The following is a 15,081-nucleotide window of genomic DNA, read 5'->3' on the forward strand; positions in this document are numbered from 1 at the left end:
TTCTTCAACAAGCCAAGGTGCCCGATTGCTAATCATTGTCCAAATTGTGCTCGTTGCCGCCGTCATGGTGGTCTCACTCGCCCTAATGCGCGGCGGTTCCAACGCCCGGCACCTGGCCGTACGCCGCATCCTACTTATGATCTTTGCAGTCGTCGCGGCACTGTCGGTGTTCTTTCCTGACGCGCTGACCCGGGTGGCGACCTTCCTTGGAATCGGTCGCGGAACCGACCTGTTGCTCTACGGTGCGGTAGTTTCCTTGTTTGTCTTTATGGCCACGACGTACCAGCGTTTCCGCCACGCTGAAAACGCCCTCACCAAGCTCTCGCGCCGCATCGCGATCGATGAGGCCGAGAAACCGGGGCAGTTGAGCTAGTGGAGAAGACCTTCACTAGATCCAAAACCTCGCCACAGCTTTTGGCTCCTTTGCGTGCCGCCATACGCGTCGATCAGCGGCATTCCGCCCCGCGCTGGGGCACGGCACTGGATCCGCGCAATAACAGCCTGAACATGATCAGGCTGGGCCTTGCTGTCACAGTGCTGTTTGCGCACAGCTTTTATTTGGCCGGTGCGGGGGAGGGGCCCCATCTTCGTGGCGAGAACCTGGGCGGGTGGGCCGTTGCAGGCTTCTTTGCACTGAGCGGATACCTGATCACTGGCAGCCGCTTCACGAACGGGCTTGGCGAGTACCTTGTACACCGCGTCGCGAGGATCTATCCGGCTTTCCTGACATGCCTCGTGGTCACGGTAGTGGTGTTTGCGCCTCTCGGATTCCTCAAACAGAATGGCTCTCTGACTGGTTACTGGACCACCGAGACGACGCCGCTCCGTTTCGTCTTTTCAAACCTCTTCCTTCAGATGAAGAATTACGATGCCGCCTTCACACCCGCGGCTGTGCCCTTTGCTGGCTCGTGGAACGGGTCACTCTGGAGCCTCTACTATGAATTTCTTTGCTATTTGCTCGTTGCCGCGATCGGAGGAATGGCGTGGGTCCGCCGTTCGCCGTTGCCGCTCGCGCTTGCTTTCGGGGCAAGTGTGGCGGTCTACGCGAACTTGCCCTACATCATGCCGCTGCTCCAGGACGCGGACTTCGCCTTGCTGGCGAAGCTGCTTCCGTTCTTCCTCGGTGGAGCCCTAATCCAGTCCATCTCCAAATGGATTGGGCTCCACTGGGCCACCGGCATCGCGTCTCTCGTTGCCGCGGGGCTGTGCATTTTGGCTGTCCCTGTATGGGGAGGCCAGTTGGCCGGTCCGTTCATTGCTTACGGCCTATTGTGGGTCTCGTCAGTGCTGCCCTCGCCGAAGCTGATCCGTATCCATGACGTCTCGTACGGGTTTTATATTTATGCTTGGCCAGTGCAGCAGCTTCTGTCCCTTTATGGAATCCACAACCGCGGTATGCCGCTTTACGTGCTGGGCTCCGCCGTCGGCACCTTGGTCCTGGCCACGCTCAGTTGGCTTCTGGTGGAGCGACCCGTCATGCGCGCCGTGCGCCGGCGGCGGAAGACATCGGTTCCCGGTACGGCTCCGGCAGAGGCGCCTGATGGCGCCGCGAAGGAAAGCGACGACGTGTCGGCTGAATCACCGAGCGAAGCCGTGGCCGCGCCAGCGGGAGGTCGCTGAAGACGGCGAAGCAAAGGGGCGGCGTGACCGCCGCGGCACCCGGCGAGGGAGCGCACCACACTGACGCAAGAAAAGGGGGCCTCCGGTTCCGAGACTGAGTGAGTCATTCAATCGGAGCCGGAGGCCCCCGCTTTGTCTGTCCAAGCGGCCTTTGGCGGGAGCAGTTCTAGAGCTTTGCCTTTGCCGGTAGGCGACCATCGATCCATTCCGCAAGGCGCGCAATACCAGCTGTCAGATCGTAGCGCGGTTCCCACGGCAAAGCAGCCTTGGCCGGTTCCACATCGGCCCATGCATGCCGGACGTCACCTTGCCGGAACTGGCCCGTTACGTGGGGCTCCGGGGCTCCGTAGTGACGGCTGATGATTTCAGCAGCCGTCCGGATGGTCTGGAATTCTCCCGAGCCGATGTCAAGGGGGCCATCGTGCGCTTCCGCGGCTACAGACGCTGCCACGACGGCTGCTGCGACGTCGTCGATAAGCACGAAATCGCGTCGCACTTCGCCGTCCTCATATAGCGGGATGGACCGTCCCTCCTTTGCCATTCGGCAGAAGAGGGACATGATTCCTGTGTACGGGTTGATGAGGGACTGTCCGGGCCCGTACACGTTTTGCAAGCGCAGAACGGCTGCTTCGACTCCGTAGGACTTTGCCCAGGATTCGAGGATGTTTTCTTGGGCGAGCTTCGTTGACCCGTACACACTTACCGGTGCGGGAGCCACGACTGCTGCAGACATGGCTACGGGTCGGGCGGCAGGGAAGTCCCACTGTGAGCGCGAAAGGATTTCGTTTGAACGCTGGCCAGGATAAAAAAGGGTGCCGTCCGCGTCGGACTTCCAGGCGCCTTCCCCGTAGACAGCACGACTGCTCGTTAGGACGATCCGGCGCGGCAGCTTACCGCTCCGGTTAAGTCCGTCCAGCATCTGCGTGGTGCCCACGACGTTAGCCATGGCGTGGCGTGTGGATTCCTCTAGCGACTGCCCGGTCCCGGTCTCGGCAGCAAGGTGGATCACGACGTCGGGTGCGACGTCCGGGAGAACATCGTCCCACGTCTCAGCTTCAGTTATGTCACGGACGACGAGTTCGACGGCGGGATCGAGTTCCTCGGGCCGAGACTGGCTAGCGTGGATCTGCGGATGCAGTCTGTCCACCGCTACCACTCGTTCGAACGCCGCAACCAGTGCCGGGGAAATGGCGCACCCGATGAATCCGGCGCCTCCGGTCACGAGGACAGTGCCTTGTTTGGCAGGGGACCGTGTTGATGACGTTGAGGGGGTCACTAGTGAAGCCTTTCTAGGGCGGACATCTGCAAGGTTCAGTTTCTCATAGGACTGGCGAGGTTCAGTGACCGAAAGCGTGCCGCAACGTTGCCTTGACCGCTTCCGGATTGCGGGAAAGCAGGGCGCCCGGCATGAGGGTGGCGGCGTGCAAGCGAGAGGTCCAGCGCACTCGAGCTGCTAGCGCGCCCTTCTTCCAGCCTTTAGCCAGGCACAGGTCCTCAGCAATCTGCGCGTATTCCCTGTCCCCGGCGAAACGTGTCCCGTCGGTCAACGTCGCAGCGGAGGCGCTTGCGGAATGGCGACGGTAAGAGAATGACAACGTCGGGACGTGCGCCAGCGATCCGCCTTGTAGAACGATGTCCATTATCAGCGCCAGATCTTGGACGATGGGGAGGCCGTCGCGGAAGGCTACCTTGCGGATTGCATCGGTACGGAAAGCGAGGGACGGCCAGTAGAGCCAGTTGCCTCCCAGAAGGCTGACCGCCAGGGATTCCCCGGCCCAGATGGTAGTGCCCTTGGTTTTGGGTCCAACTAACTTCCGTTTGACGGAATCGGCAAGAGACCGGACAACCTGCCCGGTTTCATCGATGATCTGCACTCCTGGTTGGATCACGGAAGTGTCCGGAAAATCGTGGTGGGCCTGCAGGACGACGTCGACGTAGTTAGGCAACAGGACATCATCGCACCCGAGGATCACCATGACTTCCTGGGTGGCCAGGGACACGCACTTGCGGTAATTCTCTGTTATGCCCTTGTTGGATTCGTTGCGTTGGTACGAGACTCTTTCGTCACTGATGGTCGCGAAGAGCTCCTGGACGGAGGGGTCGGGGTAGCAATCGTCGATGACGGTAAGTTTCCAGTCCCCGTTGGTCTGGGCAAAAACGCTCGCAACGGTTTCCTTCATGAGCGCAGGATCGCCCCAGTACGGTATAAAGATATCGAGCGGCATTTTCCAACTTCCACGGTTGTCCTAGCTCATCGGAGCTTGATTAAGGGTGTCGGGGCGGTGGCAACGATTCAGTGCCCGTCCTTATCCGACACTAATATGTTGCCATGACCTCCCACGTTATCCGGCAATTGACTCCCGCTGCCCCAACCTTCACCGAATGATGGACTCTGAAGGCGGCCCACCGCAGAAGTCGACCATTGCGGCGCGCCACGCGGCTTCCGTCGGATTAGCGTCGATCGTCTCTGCAGCAGCAGGCTACCTAGTCATTTGGTTTGTTCCACGGGTCCTGAGTAAGGCGGACAATGCAGAGTTCCTGGCCTTTTGGTCAGCGCTGTTCCTGCTCTTCGGGATCCTCGGCGGTCTCCAGACGGAAATCATCCGGTATGTGTCTGCTTTTGGCGCAGACCCTGTCGCAGTGCCTGGCGGCAGCCGACTTCAGCCCCGAACGGCACCTCTCTTCGCAATCGTCCTCGGCATCGCTATCGGGATAGCCGCTGTGTTGGCCGTTACGTCGCTGCTGTGGGGTAGGGCGGTGCTCGGGCCACACTGGGTGGTGCTCGTTCTCGTCCTAGCCGCAGCCACCGTGTCTTTCTCGTTTCACGCCGCGGTGGCCGGCGTCCTGAGCGGCCGGCACCTTTGGGGCAATTTCTCTGCCCTCGTTGCTTCCGAGTCCTCGTTCCGGCTGGTTCTTGTACTCATAGTCGGGTTGCTGGCGGGGTCCACTGTGGGGCTAGCAGCTGCCGCTGCGGCCGGTGCCCTTGCCTGGGTGGTGGTGGCCGCCTTCAGCCCTCAGCTGCGGTCAGCATTCAGTGTGCAGCTGAACGTTCCCGTTGGGGAGTTTGCACGGAAAGTCGCCCACGCCAGCGTGTCGACAGCCGCCAGCGCGTCGCTTGTTGTCGGGTTCCCAATCCTGTACAGGATCACGACGCCATCGGACATATACCTTGCTTCGGCTCCTCTGCTGCTTGCCATTCTCCTGACCAGGGCCCCGCTAATGGTTCCGCTGGGAACTTTTCAGAGCGTCGCTATCGCCCATTTCGTCAGGCATCGAGACCGGGGACTTGGAGCACTGCGGCCGATCGCACTTGCAATTGCGGGCGTCGCAGTAGTGGGTGGCTTTTTGGCGTACCTCCTGGGACCCTGGCTCATGGTCCTGCTCTTTGGCCCGGAGTACCACGTCGGGCCCTGGGTGCTCGCGGGTCTGACCGTAGCCGCCGCCGTGCTGGCGCTGCTTACTCTTACCGGGGGTATGTGTGTGGCTCTCAACCGCCATCAGGTCTCTTCCATCGGCTGGGTAAGCGCCGGCGCCGTCGCCCTATTAATCCTGCTGCTGCCCTTGGACGCTGATCTCCGGGCCGTCCTATCGCTCCTGTTAGGACCACTGCTGGGCGTCTGCATCCATACGGTGGCGCTGTCCCGCCGCACTACCGTGCGGTCGGCGTAGGACCGAGGGGCCCTGAACCTATCCTGGACAGCTAGGACGCAGAGTCAGTAGCGGGTAATTGTGTAGCCGGCCATTGCGCTCCATTTAATTGAGCCGCCCTTGAAGGTCTGCGAGCAGACGTCCGCAGTGCAGGTTTCGGTGCTGGTGGGGAAACCAAAGAAGCCCTGTTGGGCTCCGTTTGCCCGCCAGACACTACCGATGCCACCGTTGTAAACTGCTCCCATGCCAATGCCGGATGCCCAGAGAATCTCTCCGCCTGCAAACTTCTGAGTGCACGATGTTTCGGCGCAGGTTTCCGTGGTTGTCGGAAAACCGAGCCGGCCCGACTCTGATCCGAGCGAGCGCCACAATGATCCGATACCACCGGAGAAGATCGCCGCCGCACCGGTAGAAGGACTCCATAGAATCTCGCCTCCGGCAAAACTTTGCCGGCAGGAGTCGACCAGGCAGGTCTCGTTGCTAATTGGGTAGCCAAGTCGTGCGTTCTCGCCGCCGAGAGTCCGCCACAGTCCGCCGATGCTGCCGTTGTACACAGCCCACTGGCCGGTGTTGGGCGTCCAGTAAATGGTTCCGCCGCGGAAAGACTGTTTGCAGGTGCTGCCTGCACAGGTCTCATCGGTGGCTGGGTAGCTCAGGCGGGCGTTCTCGCTTCCCATGGCTGCCCACAGGGACCCAATGCCCGTGCCGCGAAGTACTCCGAAAGCCGGATTTGCAACGGTAGGATCCTTGAGGATCCTGCCGCCTTCGAAGTCCTGGAAACACTCCTTGCCGTCACAGAAGTTGGTATCGCTGACAGGACTGGCGAAGCGCCCCTTCTCGGCTTGCAACGCAGTCCACTTCTTGGAAATTTCTCCACCAACGATGGTCCGCGTCCCTGACGTCGGGGTCCAGAAAATCTGGCCACTAAGGAAAGCCTGGCGGCAGACTGAGCCCTCACAGGCTTCAGCTGACAGGGGTGCACCGACCAAGCCGGAGAGCCCGCCGTCGGCCTGCCACTTGCTTCCAATGGATGTGCGCCAGACCGGGATCGCCCCCGTGGCGCCGGTCCAGACCATAGTTCCCCCCTGGAAACTTTGGACGCATGAGGAGGTAGTGCACGCTGTGTCGTTGATGGGATAGCCTAGCCTGCTGGTTTCGCCGCCCAAGGCCTCCCAACCCTTGGTAATGTCCTTGGACGTGATGGCCCATGAGCCAGTAGAGGCTGTCCACAGGATTTTTCCCCCTTGAAACGTTTGGCTGCAGGCCGATGCGGAACAAGTCTCGGAAGCTGTGGGATAGCCGAGCGCCCCGGAGGTGCCACCCAATACGCGCCAGCGCGCGCCGATTCCGCCGTTAAAGACGGCGGCGGCGTCGGTTGATGTGGACCAGTAAACCTCGCCGCCCACGAACGCCTGGGAACAGGCCGTGGCCGAACAGGTTTCATCTGTAGTCGGATACCCGAGGCGACCGTCTACGCCGCTCCAGCCGCGCCACGTGCCGCCGATGGAGCTGAAATAAACGGCATTCGCTCCGGTGTTTGGATGCCAGATTATCTGTCCGCCAGCATACTGCCGGTAGCATCCACCGGCTGGCAGCCCGCAGTACAGCGGGAGCGTCTGCGTGCCCAGCCGGCTGGAAGCGCCACCCATCGAGTTGTATTTGGTGAGGACGGGATCAAAGCCCGTAGCGAGTGCCTGGAGTTCCGCGTAGCTGCCGCTGAAGACGTTCGAATCGCCGGCGAACGGCCCCAGGCTGCTGTACTGCCAGATATCGTATTTCGTCCAGCCAGCCGGCAGTAGGCCTGGGGAAACGGCGCGGTAGGACGCGATATGAAGCGGCTGGTTTTTGAACGCAGGACTGTTCCCCGTGCACTGGGTCCACCAGTCCGTGGTGGTGTAGATCGCGGGATAGCGGCCTGTTTGCGTATACATGGTATTGGAGAAGTCTGCAATCCACAGAACCATCTGGCTCTGCGACATGTTGTAACAGGTGTTGCCGAGTTCCGGGTACGGGTTGTACTCAATATCCAGTAGGGGAGGCAAGGTGGATCCGTCTCCGCTCCAGGCACCGCCGTTCGCTGCAAAGAAATTTGCCTGCGCGGCGCCGGACGAGACATTCGGGATCGCGAAGTGGTACGCGCCACGAATCATCCCAACGTTTCGGGAGCCGCTGTACTGACTGGAAAAGTTGGGGTTGAGATAGCTGAGGGACTCTGTCGCTTTAACGTATGCGAAAAGCGCACCCATGTTGCGCTGCTCCTGCCAATTGACGTTTCCCTGGTAGCTGCTGACGTCGAGTCCCTGGATGCCAGGCGGCATGTAGGTCGCCTGGGTTGACATCCCGTCTGATTCGGTAGTTGCCCGGATACTTAGTTTCTGTTCAAGCCCCTGACCCATATGCGCACCATGGGCGCCTTGGGCAGCTTTGAGCTTGGCCAGCGTCTCTGCGTCAATGGTTGATCCCGGCGGTAGGGATTCATTGGCGATCGGAGCCCGGGCGGGCGCTGGTGCCAGACTTAAGGTCGGGGCCGGAGTGGCCGCCGGCGCGGTTGCTATCGCAGCGGCTGTCGTCGGCGCCGCCGGGGAGCCAGCGGCCGCCGTGGCGTCGGCAGTCTGAGCGGGTGCGGCTACCGGTGTCGGAAGGACCTGCTCGTCCGCAGCTGCAGGCAGCGCCGGCGCGAAAAAACTGCAAACCAGGGCTGAGGCCAGAAAGGCCGCCGCCAGCCTCCGTCCGCCCAAAGATGAGGCACTTTTTCGTGCGCTGGTGATTTTGCTAAGACTCATGTTCTGCTCCGGCCGGCAACGCGCGGATCCCCCACACATCGCAAATTAGAAACCTCTTGGTTTGTCAGATCGGACGATGAGACGGCTCAGCCGCTCCAGATAGTCTCTATGACCCGGTAAATGTAGCACCATTGTTACGGGCGTAACCAGAGTGCTTAGTGTTACCAGTGTGAATAGAAATGCTCGACCTATTCGTCAACGAGGCGTGCTTCGTCATGCCGTACCATTGCAGTCACCAATGCATCGAAATCGATGGATGGACGCCAGCCCAGCTTGGCCGAAATCTTGGCGATGTCGCCTCTCATCTCGGCTGCGTCGGTGGGGCGCGCCAGGGATTCATCAACGTCGACCACCGCGCGCCAGTTGTCTATGCCGACAGCCTTGAAAGCCGCCTCAACAAAGTCCTGGACGGAGTGCGAGACGCCCGTGGCAACCACGAAGTCGTCCGGCTCAGTTGCGTGGACTATCTTGTCCATGGCGTCCACAAAGTCAGGAGCCCAGCCCCAGTCCCGGATGGCGGTCAGGTTTCCTAGCGAAAGCTTGTCGAGTTTGCCCGCCGCGATAGCTGCTGCCCCCGACGTAATCTTGCGAGTCACGAATTTTGTTGGACGCCGGACCGATTCGTGGTTGTAGAGAATCGCGGACGAAGCGAACATCCCGCGGCCCCGGTATACGCTGACGGCGTGATGCGCCAGCGCTTTCGCGGCGCCGTACGGGGATATTGGCCGTATCGGCGTAGACTCGTTCTGCGGCGCCGAATCCGCCTCCCCAAAAAGCTCGGCGCTGGAAGCCTGAAGGAAACGGATCTCCTTGCCCGTGTCTTGCTGCAACCGCCATATGGTTTCCAGCATGGCGACGACGGAGGCGCCCGAGACGAGCGCCGTATCGTAGGGGTGCTGCCACGACTGATACACCGAACTGATGCCGCCGAGGTTGAAGACTAGGTCGGGCTTGATTGCTCTAAGAATCGAGCCCACCTCGTCAGGGCGGGAAAGATCGCCGACGTGGCACTCCACCCCTTCCACGGAGGTTTCCCCCTCGCCGTGCGCTCCCGGCAGCAATACATGGCGGACGAGGCCATGGACTTCCCAGCCGCGGGAAAGAAGCGATTCGGCCAAGTACGACCCGTCCTGGCCCGTTACACCGGTGAGGAAGGCGGTGCCGACGGGAACGGGTCCCGCCTCGCTGAGCGAGTTCACCGCATCAGGGCAGACTGCTCGGCAATGTCGTTCTCAACCATCATCTTGACGAGTTTGTTGAAGGAAACCTTTGGCTTCCAGCCAAGCTTCTCCTGTGCCTTCGAGGCGTCACCGATCAGCAGATCGACTTCGGCGGGACGCATGAACTTAGGGTCCTGTCGGACATACCGCTTCCAGTTGTCCAACCCCGCTGCGTCAAAGGCGGCCTGGAGTAGCTCTTCAATAGAGTGTGTTTCGCCGGTAGAGATGACGTAGTCGTCAGCTTCGGGCTGCTGCAGCATCAGCCACATGGCTTCCACGTAGTCCCCTGCGAAGCCCCAGTCACGCTTGGCATCCAAGTTGCCGAGAACGATTTCGTCTTGGAGGCCGAGCTTGATCCGGGCGACCGCCATCGATACCTTGCGGGTGACGAATTCCGGACCCCGGCGGGGCGACTCGTGGTTGAACAGGATGCCGCTTGATGCGTGCATGCCGTAGGACTCCCGGTAGTTGATGGTCATGTAGTGGCCGAAGACCTTTGCTACGCCGTAGGGCGACCGGGGCCAGAGGAGGGTTTCCTCGGTCTGGGGCACCTGCTGAACCTTGCCGAACATCTCGGACGAGGACGCCTGGTAGAAGCGCACCCTAGAGATGTCGTCTCCGGCGTAAAGGCGGGTTGCCTCGAGCATGTTCAGGACGCCCTTGCCGGTGACGTCGGTGGTCAGCGACGCATTCTCCCAGGAGTAAGCCACGAAGGAGATTGCCCCCAGGTTGTAGACCTCGTCCGGCTGTGCAACGCCGAGCACCCGGACCAACGAGGACACGTCCGTTAGATCGCCGGTAAGTAACTTCACGCCAGGAACTGTCTGGCGGACCAAATCGTGTTTGGGGTTGTTCTGTCCCCTGATGAGGCCGAAGACCTCATAGCCTTTCGAAAGAAGGAGCTCTGCGAGATACAGGCCGTCCTGGCCAGTGATTCCGGTGATTAGCGCACGGGGCATGGGAAGAGGTCCTTACAGATTGTTTGCGGGCTATAGCAACTATATATGGCGGGGGCTTTGGCTCCGATGCGGCAGCTAACGTGTGACTGATATGCAGGAACGTTTGTCAAGGGGCATTGATGAGCGGCTCCCAACCTCTTTGGTGGGGGCCGCTGGTTGGGGCGCCGTCCGGGTGTGGCGGTTGTGCTGGCGAGTCTTGTCTTCGACTGCAGTGTCAGAYTGATAKTCGCGGGTTGGSTTACCGCATGACGATTGTTCGGCTGGGGCKTATCGCTGTCTAAGATCGAGGGCCGACAGCCCCCATGGGCCGTGTGCTAATAGTCGCGGCTCGAGTTAGCCCCAAGTGCTGCCACGTCACGCCCGCCGCGTATTCGGAGGGCACGTTCTTTACGCCGCGTTCATGCATTCCCTCTGCCCGTGGTCGCAACGCTGGAGGGGTGCGGCTAGGGACCAGCACCACCGGCGAGCTCCCTGGCGATCGCGGTGTTGGCCGTGACGGACCTCTTCTTGCGGGCATCGAAGATTTCCAATTTGTGGTGGAGCCGGTGGTTGCCTTCCAGGGCCCGGATGCGGGTGGCCGGGCCGACCAGGTCCAGTTGACGCAGCATCCGGATCCCGGGCCTGGCATAGGGGCGCCGGTGCTGTCAGACTGCCTCGATGAGGAGCTTGCGGGCGTAATTGCTGCCGGCCTTGGTGATCGGTCCTTGGTGCCGGGATTGGCCCGAGGACCGCTCACTGGGCACATGCAACTCTCACGACGGCCTCAAGCCAAGAGGTTGTTCACTGGCAACCCACGGACGCTGTGAAACGAAATCCCACCAGCGGCAGTCGGGGCCCCTACCGTCCGGATACAAGCACATTTCCGCCGGGCAATAGTCCCCGCGGCGCCGCAGGACCACCCGGCGACAATGGCCGCTCCGGACGGACAGGAAACCCAACCACCCTCACCTCTCTAAACGCTACTCGCTGCCGCTGAACGCTGATTCACCGCATAGCGATAGGCCTGTTCGTGCACATCCGCGCAGTGCTCCCACGTGAACTTACGCACCTGCTCCAAACCAAGCTGCTGCAGCTCGTCGGTCCTGACGATGGCGTTCCGGATCGCGGCGGCGATAGCTGCAGGGTCCTGCGGGTCGAACAGTTCGGCGGCGTTTCCTACGATTTCAGGAAGTGATCCTGCCGTTGAGCTTGCCACGGGGCAGCCCGAAGCCATGGCTTCCAGCGGGGGGAGCCCGAAGCCCTCGTAAAGGCTGGGGAAGACCATGCACGCGGCGTTGCGATACAGTTCCCGGAGCTCGGCGATCGGGACCAGTCCGCGGACCTCCACATTGGCCGGAATGTCCTCCAGGGTATCCAGGGCCCCTCCAGTCAGGATGAGGCGCAACTCGGGGTTGGTGACTTCAAGTAACCGCATTGCTTCGAACAGTTTGGCGTGGTTCTTGTGTTTCCACCCCCTCGCCGGATACATGATGAAACTTTCGCGCGGCCCGAGATTCGGTATGAACTCCTCGGCGTTGACTCCCAGGTGGGCAGTAAAGATTTTCTGCGGTGCTATGCCGAGGTGTCTGACGATGCTCTCTTTGGCAAAATCGCTGATGGTCACGATTGCGTCTGCGTCGCTTGCAGCTTTCTCGTAGAAGACCTTGCGGTAAAGCTTGTCTGCGGTGCCGAACAGTTCCGGGAGGTCGAGGTGCTGTACGTCCAGCAGAGTCTGGACAAAAGGGGTGCCCTTGCGCGGCTTCGGCAGCGGAACCGTGAATGGTACGTGGAACACGTCCATCGGACGCATGTTGCGTAGAATTGTGTTGCGCTTCGCAATCCCTTTGACCAGGGTGACCAGTCGCGACAGCGTGGAGGCCCCACCACCCAACCCTGGAACAATGACCTCCGTCCCTCCCTGGGAGAATCCTCGCGCTGCTTCATTGACATAGCATGTAGCGTTCACAGTTCTGGAAGCACCCAGTTGCCGAGTCAATTCGCGGGCATAGGTCTCACTGCCACCCATCCCGCCCGGGACCAGAGTGAGCATGGAGACCCCCACGTTTAATACCTCGCCGTGAGCGGCTTGAGGACTGTGGGGTTGGCCTGGTTCCGGATTCGTCATGCTGAATATCCTAACGGCGAGGCATGCTCAACTAGCCGTTGCCTTAGCCGTATGGGGTCAATGTTCTGCGCTAGCCTAAACTGTGGTGCATGAAAGTACTGGTCACCGGCGGCGCCGGCTACATCGGATCGCACACCACACTTTGTCTCCTTGAAGAAGGACACGATGTCGTCGTGCTCGACAATTTGATGAATTCGAACCCTGAATCACTGCGGCGAGTGGAGCAGCTGACCGGTCGGACTGTCGACTTCAGGAAACTGGACCTCCTTGATGCTGAGGCGGTCGACAAACTTTTCGCGGAGGGCGGCTTCGATGCGGTCATCCACTTCGCCGGTCTGAAGGCCGTGGGGGAGTCGGTCGAAAAGCCGCTTTGGTACTACCAAAACAATGTTGTGGGCACGCTGAACCTGCTGCACAGCATGGATGCGCACGGTGTTCGTCAGTTGGTGTTCAGCTCCTCGGCCACCGTGTATGGCGCCTCCGAAGAAGTGCCGCTCATCGAGAAAGCGCCCCTGGATGCGACCAACCCCTATGGCCGCACGAAGGAACAGATCGAGGACATTCTTTCTGATTTGGGAGCCGCTGATCCTAGCTGGAGTATCGCGTTGCTCCGTTACTTCAATCCGGTGGGTGCGCATGAGTCTGGCCTGATTGGCGAAGATCCCAGCGGCATCCCCAACAACCTATTGCCATTCGTCGCACAAGTTGCCGTGGGCCGGCGGGAAAAGGTTGCGGTCTTCGGCAACGATTACGCGACGATCGATGGCACCGGTGTACGCGACTACATCCATGTCATGGATTTGGCCGCTGGCCACCTTGCTGCACTTGGCTACTTGGCGAACAAAAAGGGCGTATTCCGCTGGAATCTCGGTACCGGCAAGGGGTCGTCGGTTTTGGAAGTCATCGAGGCTTTCGGCGCGGTCGTGGGCAAGCCCATCCCGTTTGAGATTACAGGTCGGCGTTCTGGCGATGCTGCTGTCAGCTACGCAGACCCATCAGCGGCCTTGGCCGATCTGAGTTGGTCTGCTCGCCGTGACCTGCGTCAAATGTGCGAAGACCATTGGCGATGGCAGAGTGCAAACCCAATGGGTTACAACCAGGACGGTTGAGAATGGCGCTCCGCGACCTCCTAGTAGTACTTTGTTAGGTTCTTCGGCCAAGGGCTTTTAATCGCCGGCCTGAACTGTTAATTTCGTTGCGTGGGCATGGAAGAGACAAGACTGCGCGTCGARCTGGAGGACTACGTCGGGGAGGTGTTCGCGTCGTTGGGCCGGAAGGATCAGCGGGCGAAGGGCCGGTTGTATTTGCAGGGGCTGATGCTGGAGGGGCGGCGCAAGTCGATGCAGCCGATGGCCGGGCGCCTGGATGTGGACCACCAGCAGTTGCAGCAGTTTGTCACCTCCTCGCCGTGGGAGGTAGAGCCGGTCCGCCGCCGCGTGGCCGCCCTGGCCGAGGAGGCCATCGCGCCGGAGGCGTGGGTGATCGACGATACCGGCTTCAAAAAGGACGGGGTCGCTTCGGCGTGCGTGGCGCGTCAGTATTCGGGCACGCTGGGCAAGATCGGAAACTGCCAGGTTGCCGCCACYGTGCACATGGTCACCGATGCGGCCTCGGCCCCGGTGAACTGGCGCCTTTTCGTTCCCGAGGCCTGGGACGACACCTGCGCGGACACCAACGAGCAGGCCGAGGCCGTCGCCGCCCGCCGGGTGAAGGCGAGGATCCCGGATTACGTGCGGAACCGGCCCAAGTGGGAGCTCGCGCTAGAGATGATCGATGAACTCACCCGCTGGGGGCGCACGTGCCCGGTCGCGGTGGCAGACGCCGGGTACGGGGACAACGCGTTGTTCCGGCTCGAGCTGACCCGGCGGTCCATTCCGTGGGTGATGGCGGTCAAGGCCTCCACCAGCGCCTATCCGGCCGATACCGTTCCCGAGCTCGCCGAACGCTCCGGCCCGAGGGGCCGACCCAGCGTGCCGCGCTACCGGCAGGCTCCGGCCAGCCTGGCCGAACTGGCGGTGGCCGCCGGGAGAAGAGAACTACATCAGGTCACCTGGCGGCACGGCACCAAAAACACCGGCACCAACAAGACTGCGGCCATGAAATCCCGTTTCCTCGCCCTGCGCGTCAGACCCGCCAGCCGGCACATCGCTCCCGGCGAAGACGGATCACTACCCGAGGCCTGGCTGATCGCCGAATGGCCCCCCGGCGCGAAGGAACCCACCGACTACTGGCTCTCGGACCTGCCCGCCAACACACCGGCCAGGACCCTGGTCAGACTGGCAAAAATCCGCTGGCGCATCGAACACGACTACCGCGAACTGAAAACCGGGCTCGGACTCTCCCACTTTGAAGGACGGTCCTTTCCGGGCTTCCACCACCACGCCACCCTCGTCTCCGCGGCGCACCTGTTCATCACGGTGTTTGTGTCCGTCCCGTCGGCTGTGCCGGTGCCGGTTCCGCTTTGGTTGGCGGCTGGAAGGTGGGGGAGGAGGTCTTGGTAGTTGATGGTGGCGAGGATTGGGGGGGGGCGGTTTCCGCCGGCGGTGGGCAGTTTGTTGGTGGTGAGGGCTGCTTTGAGGGCGGTGATGATCCCGTGCGGGGGGTTGGTGGCGGCGTTCATGATGGTGGCGAAGATTTCGTATTGGTCGGTGGTGGCGAAGATTTCGAGGTGGTGCAGGCCGTGGCGGGGTTTGCGGATGAACGCGCCTTGGGTGTGGCGGAGGGCTTCTTCGGTGGGTTCGGTGCCG

13 protein-coding genes and 1 pseudogene are annotated in these 15,081 nt (G+C 61.3%); 6 read left to right on the forward strand and 8 right to left on the reverse strand.

Translation table 11 applies throughout. The features are described 5' to 3' along the window. The first annotated feature begins 25 nt into the window (after window positions 1-25). Complete coding sequence (locus AC1DIM_RS07050) at window positions 26-373, forward strand: DUF2304 family protein (RefSeq protein WP_477709769.1); 348 nt, start codon at window positions 26-28, stop codon at window positions 371-373. Further along, on the forward strand, window positions 373-1,620 hold the full coding sequence (locus AC1DIM_RS07055; RefSeq protein ID WP_477709770.1) for an acyltransferase family protein: 1,248 nt from the start codon (window positions 373-375) through the stop codon (window positions 1,618-1,620). Before AC1DIM_RS07050 ends, AC1DIM_RS07055 begins: the two co-directional genes overlap by 1 nt. 166 nt (window positions 1,621-1,786) lie before the next feature. On the opposite strand, the gene AC1DIM_RS07060 is transcribed toward AC1DIM_RS07055, so the two are convergent. Further along, on the reverse strand, window positions 1,787-2,896 hold the full coding sequence (locus AC1DIM_RS07060; RefSeq protein ID WP_477709771.1) for an NAD-dependent epimerase/dehydratase family protein: 1,110 nt from the start codon (window positions 2,894-2,896) through the stop codon (window positions 1,787-1,789). Between the two features lie 61 nt (window positions 2,897-2,957). Then, window positions 2,958-3,845 carry a glycosyltransferase family 2 protein gene (locus AC1DIM_RS07065; protein ID WP_477709772.1) on the reverse strand — a complete coding sequence of 296 codons (888 nt, stop codon included), beginning with the start codon at window positions 3,843-3,845 and terminating at the stop codon, window positions 2,958-2,960. A gap of 157 nt (window positions 3,846-4,002) precedes the next feature. On the opposite strand from AC1DIM_RS07065, the gene AC1DIM_RS07070 reads away from it, so the two are divergent. Beyond that, window positions 4,003-5,289, forward strand: coding sequence for a hypothetical protein (locus AC1DIM_RS07070; RefSeq protein WP_477709773.1), 1,287 nt, complete (start codon window positions 4,003-4,005; stop codon window positions 5,287-5,289). A gap of 44 nt (window positions 5,290-5,333) precedes the next feature. Here the strand turns inward: AC1DIM_RS07070 and AC1DIM_RS07075 are convergent, their stop codons facing one another. The 6 genes and pseudogenes from AC1DIM_RS07075 to AC1DIM_RS07100 form a co-directional block, all read right to left on the reverse strand. Then, window positions 5,334-7,607 (reverse strand): GH25 family lysozyme, encoded by a 2,274-nt coding sequence (locus tag AC1DIM_RS07075; RefSeq protein ID WP_477709774.1) that lies wholly within the window; start codon window positions 7,605-7,607, stop codon window positions 5,334-5,336. Between the two features lie 632 nt (window positions 7,608-8,239). Beyond that, window positions 8,240-9,250 (reverse strand): GDP-mannose 4,6-dehydratase, encoded by a 1,011-nt coding sequence (locus tag AC1DIM_RS07080; RefSeq protein ID WP_477709775.1) that lies wholly within the window; start codon window positions 9,248-9,250, stop codon window positions 8,240-8,242. Further along, window positions 9,247-10,230 (reverse strand): GDP-mannose 4,6-dehydratase, encoded by a 984-nt coding sequence (locus AC1DIM_RS07085; RefSeq protein WP_477709776.1) that lies wholly within the window; start codon window positions 10,228-10,230, stop codon window positions 9,247-9,249. Before AC1DIM_RS07085 ends, AC1DIM_RS07080 begins: the two co-directional genes overlap by 4 nt. 443 nt (window positions 10,231-10,673) lie before the next feature. Next, entirely contained in the window at window positions 10,674-10,838 is a 165-nt protein-coding gene (locus AC1DIM_RS07090) for a hypothetical protein (protein WP_477709777.1), read from the reverse strand. A gap of 41 nt (window positions 10,839-10,879) precedes the next feature. Further along, window positions 10,880-10,970: pseudogene (locus AC1DIM_RS07095) on the reverse strand (transposase); the annotation flags it as partial. Between the two features lie 212 nt (window positions 10,971-11,182). Beyond that, window positions 11,183-12,334, reverse strand: a complete 1,152-nt coding sequence (locus AC1DIM_RS07100) for a glycosyltransferase family 4 protein (protein WP_477709778.1) — start codon at window positions 12,332-12,334, stop codon at window positions 11,183-11,185. An 89-nt stretch (window positions 12,335-12,423) separates the two neighbouring features. Here AC1DIM_RS07100 and galE point away from each other — a divergent pair, with 89 nt between their 5' ends. From galE to AC1DIM_RS07115, 3 genes are all read left to right on the forward strand, one after another. Beyond that, window positions 12,424-13,443: a UDP-glucose 4-epimerase GalE gene (galE, locus tag AC1DIM_RS07105; protein ID WP_477709779.1), complete on the forward strand. Its 1,020-nt coding sequence runs from the start codon at window positions 12,424-12,426 to the stop codon at window positions 13,441-13,443. Window positions 13,444-13,539: 96 nt separating this feature from the next. Next, a complete protein-coding gene (locus AC1DIM_RS07110; RefSeq protein WP_477709780.1) occupies window positions 13,540-14,835 on the forward strand; it encodes an IS701 family transposase in 1,296 nt (431 codons plus the stop codon). Further along, a partial coding sequence (locus tag AC1DIM_RS07115; RefSeq protein ID WP_477709781.1) for a hypothetical protein occupies window positions 14,829-15,081 on the forward strand: 253 nt, incomplete at its 3' end. The genes AC1DIM_RS07110 and AC1DIM_RS07115, both read left to right, overlap by 7 nt.

Source organism: Pseudarthrobacter sp. 01T43 (assembly GCF_056398665.1).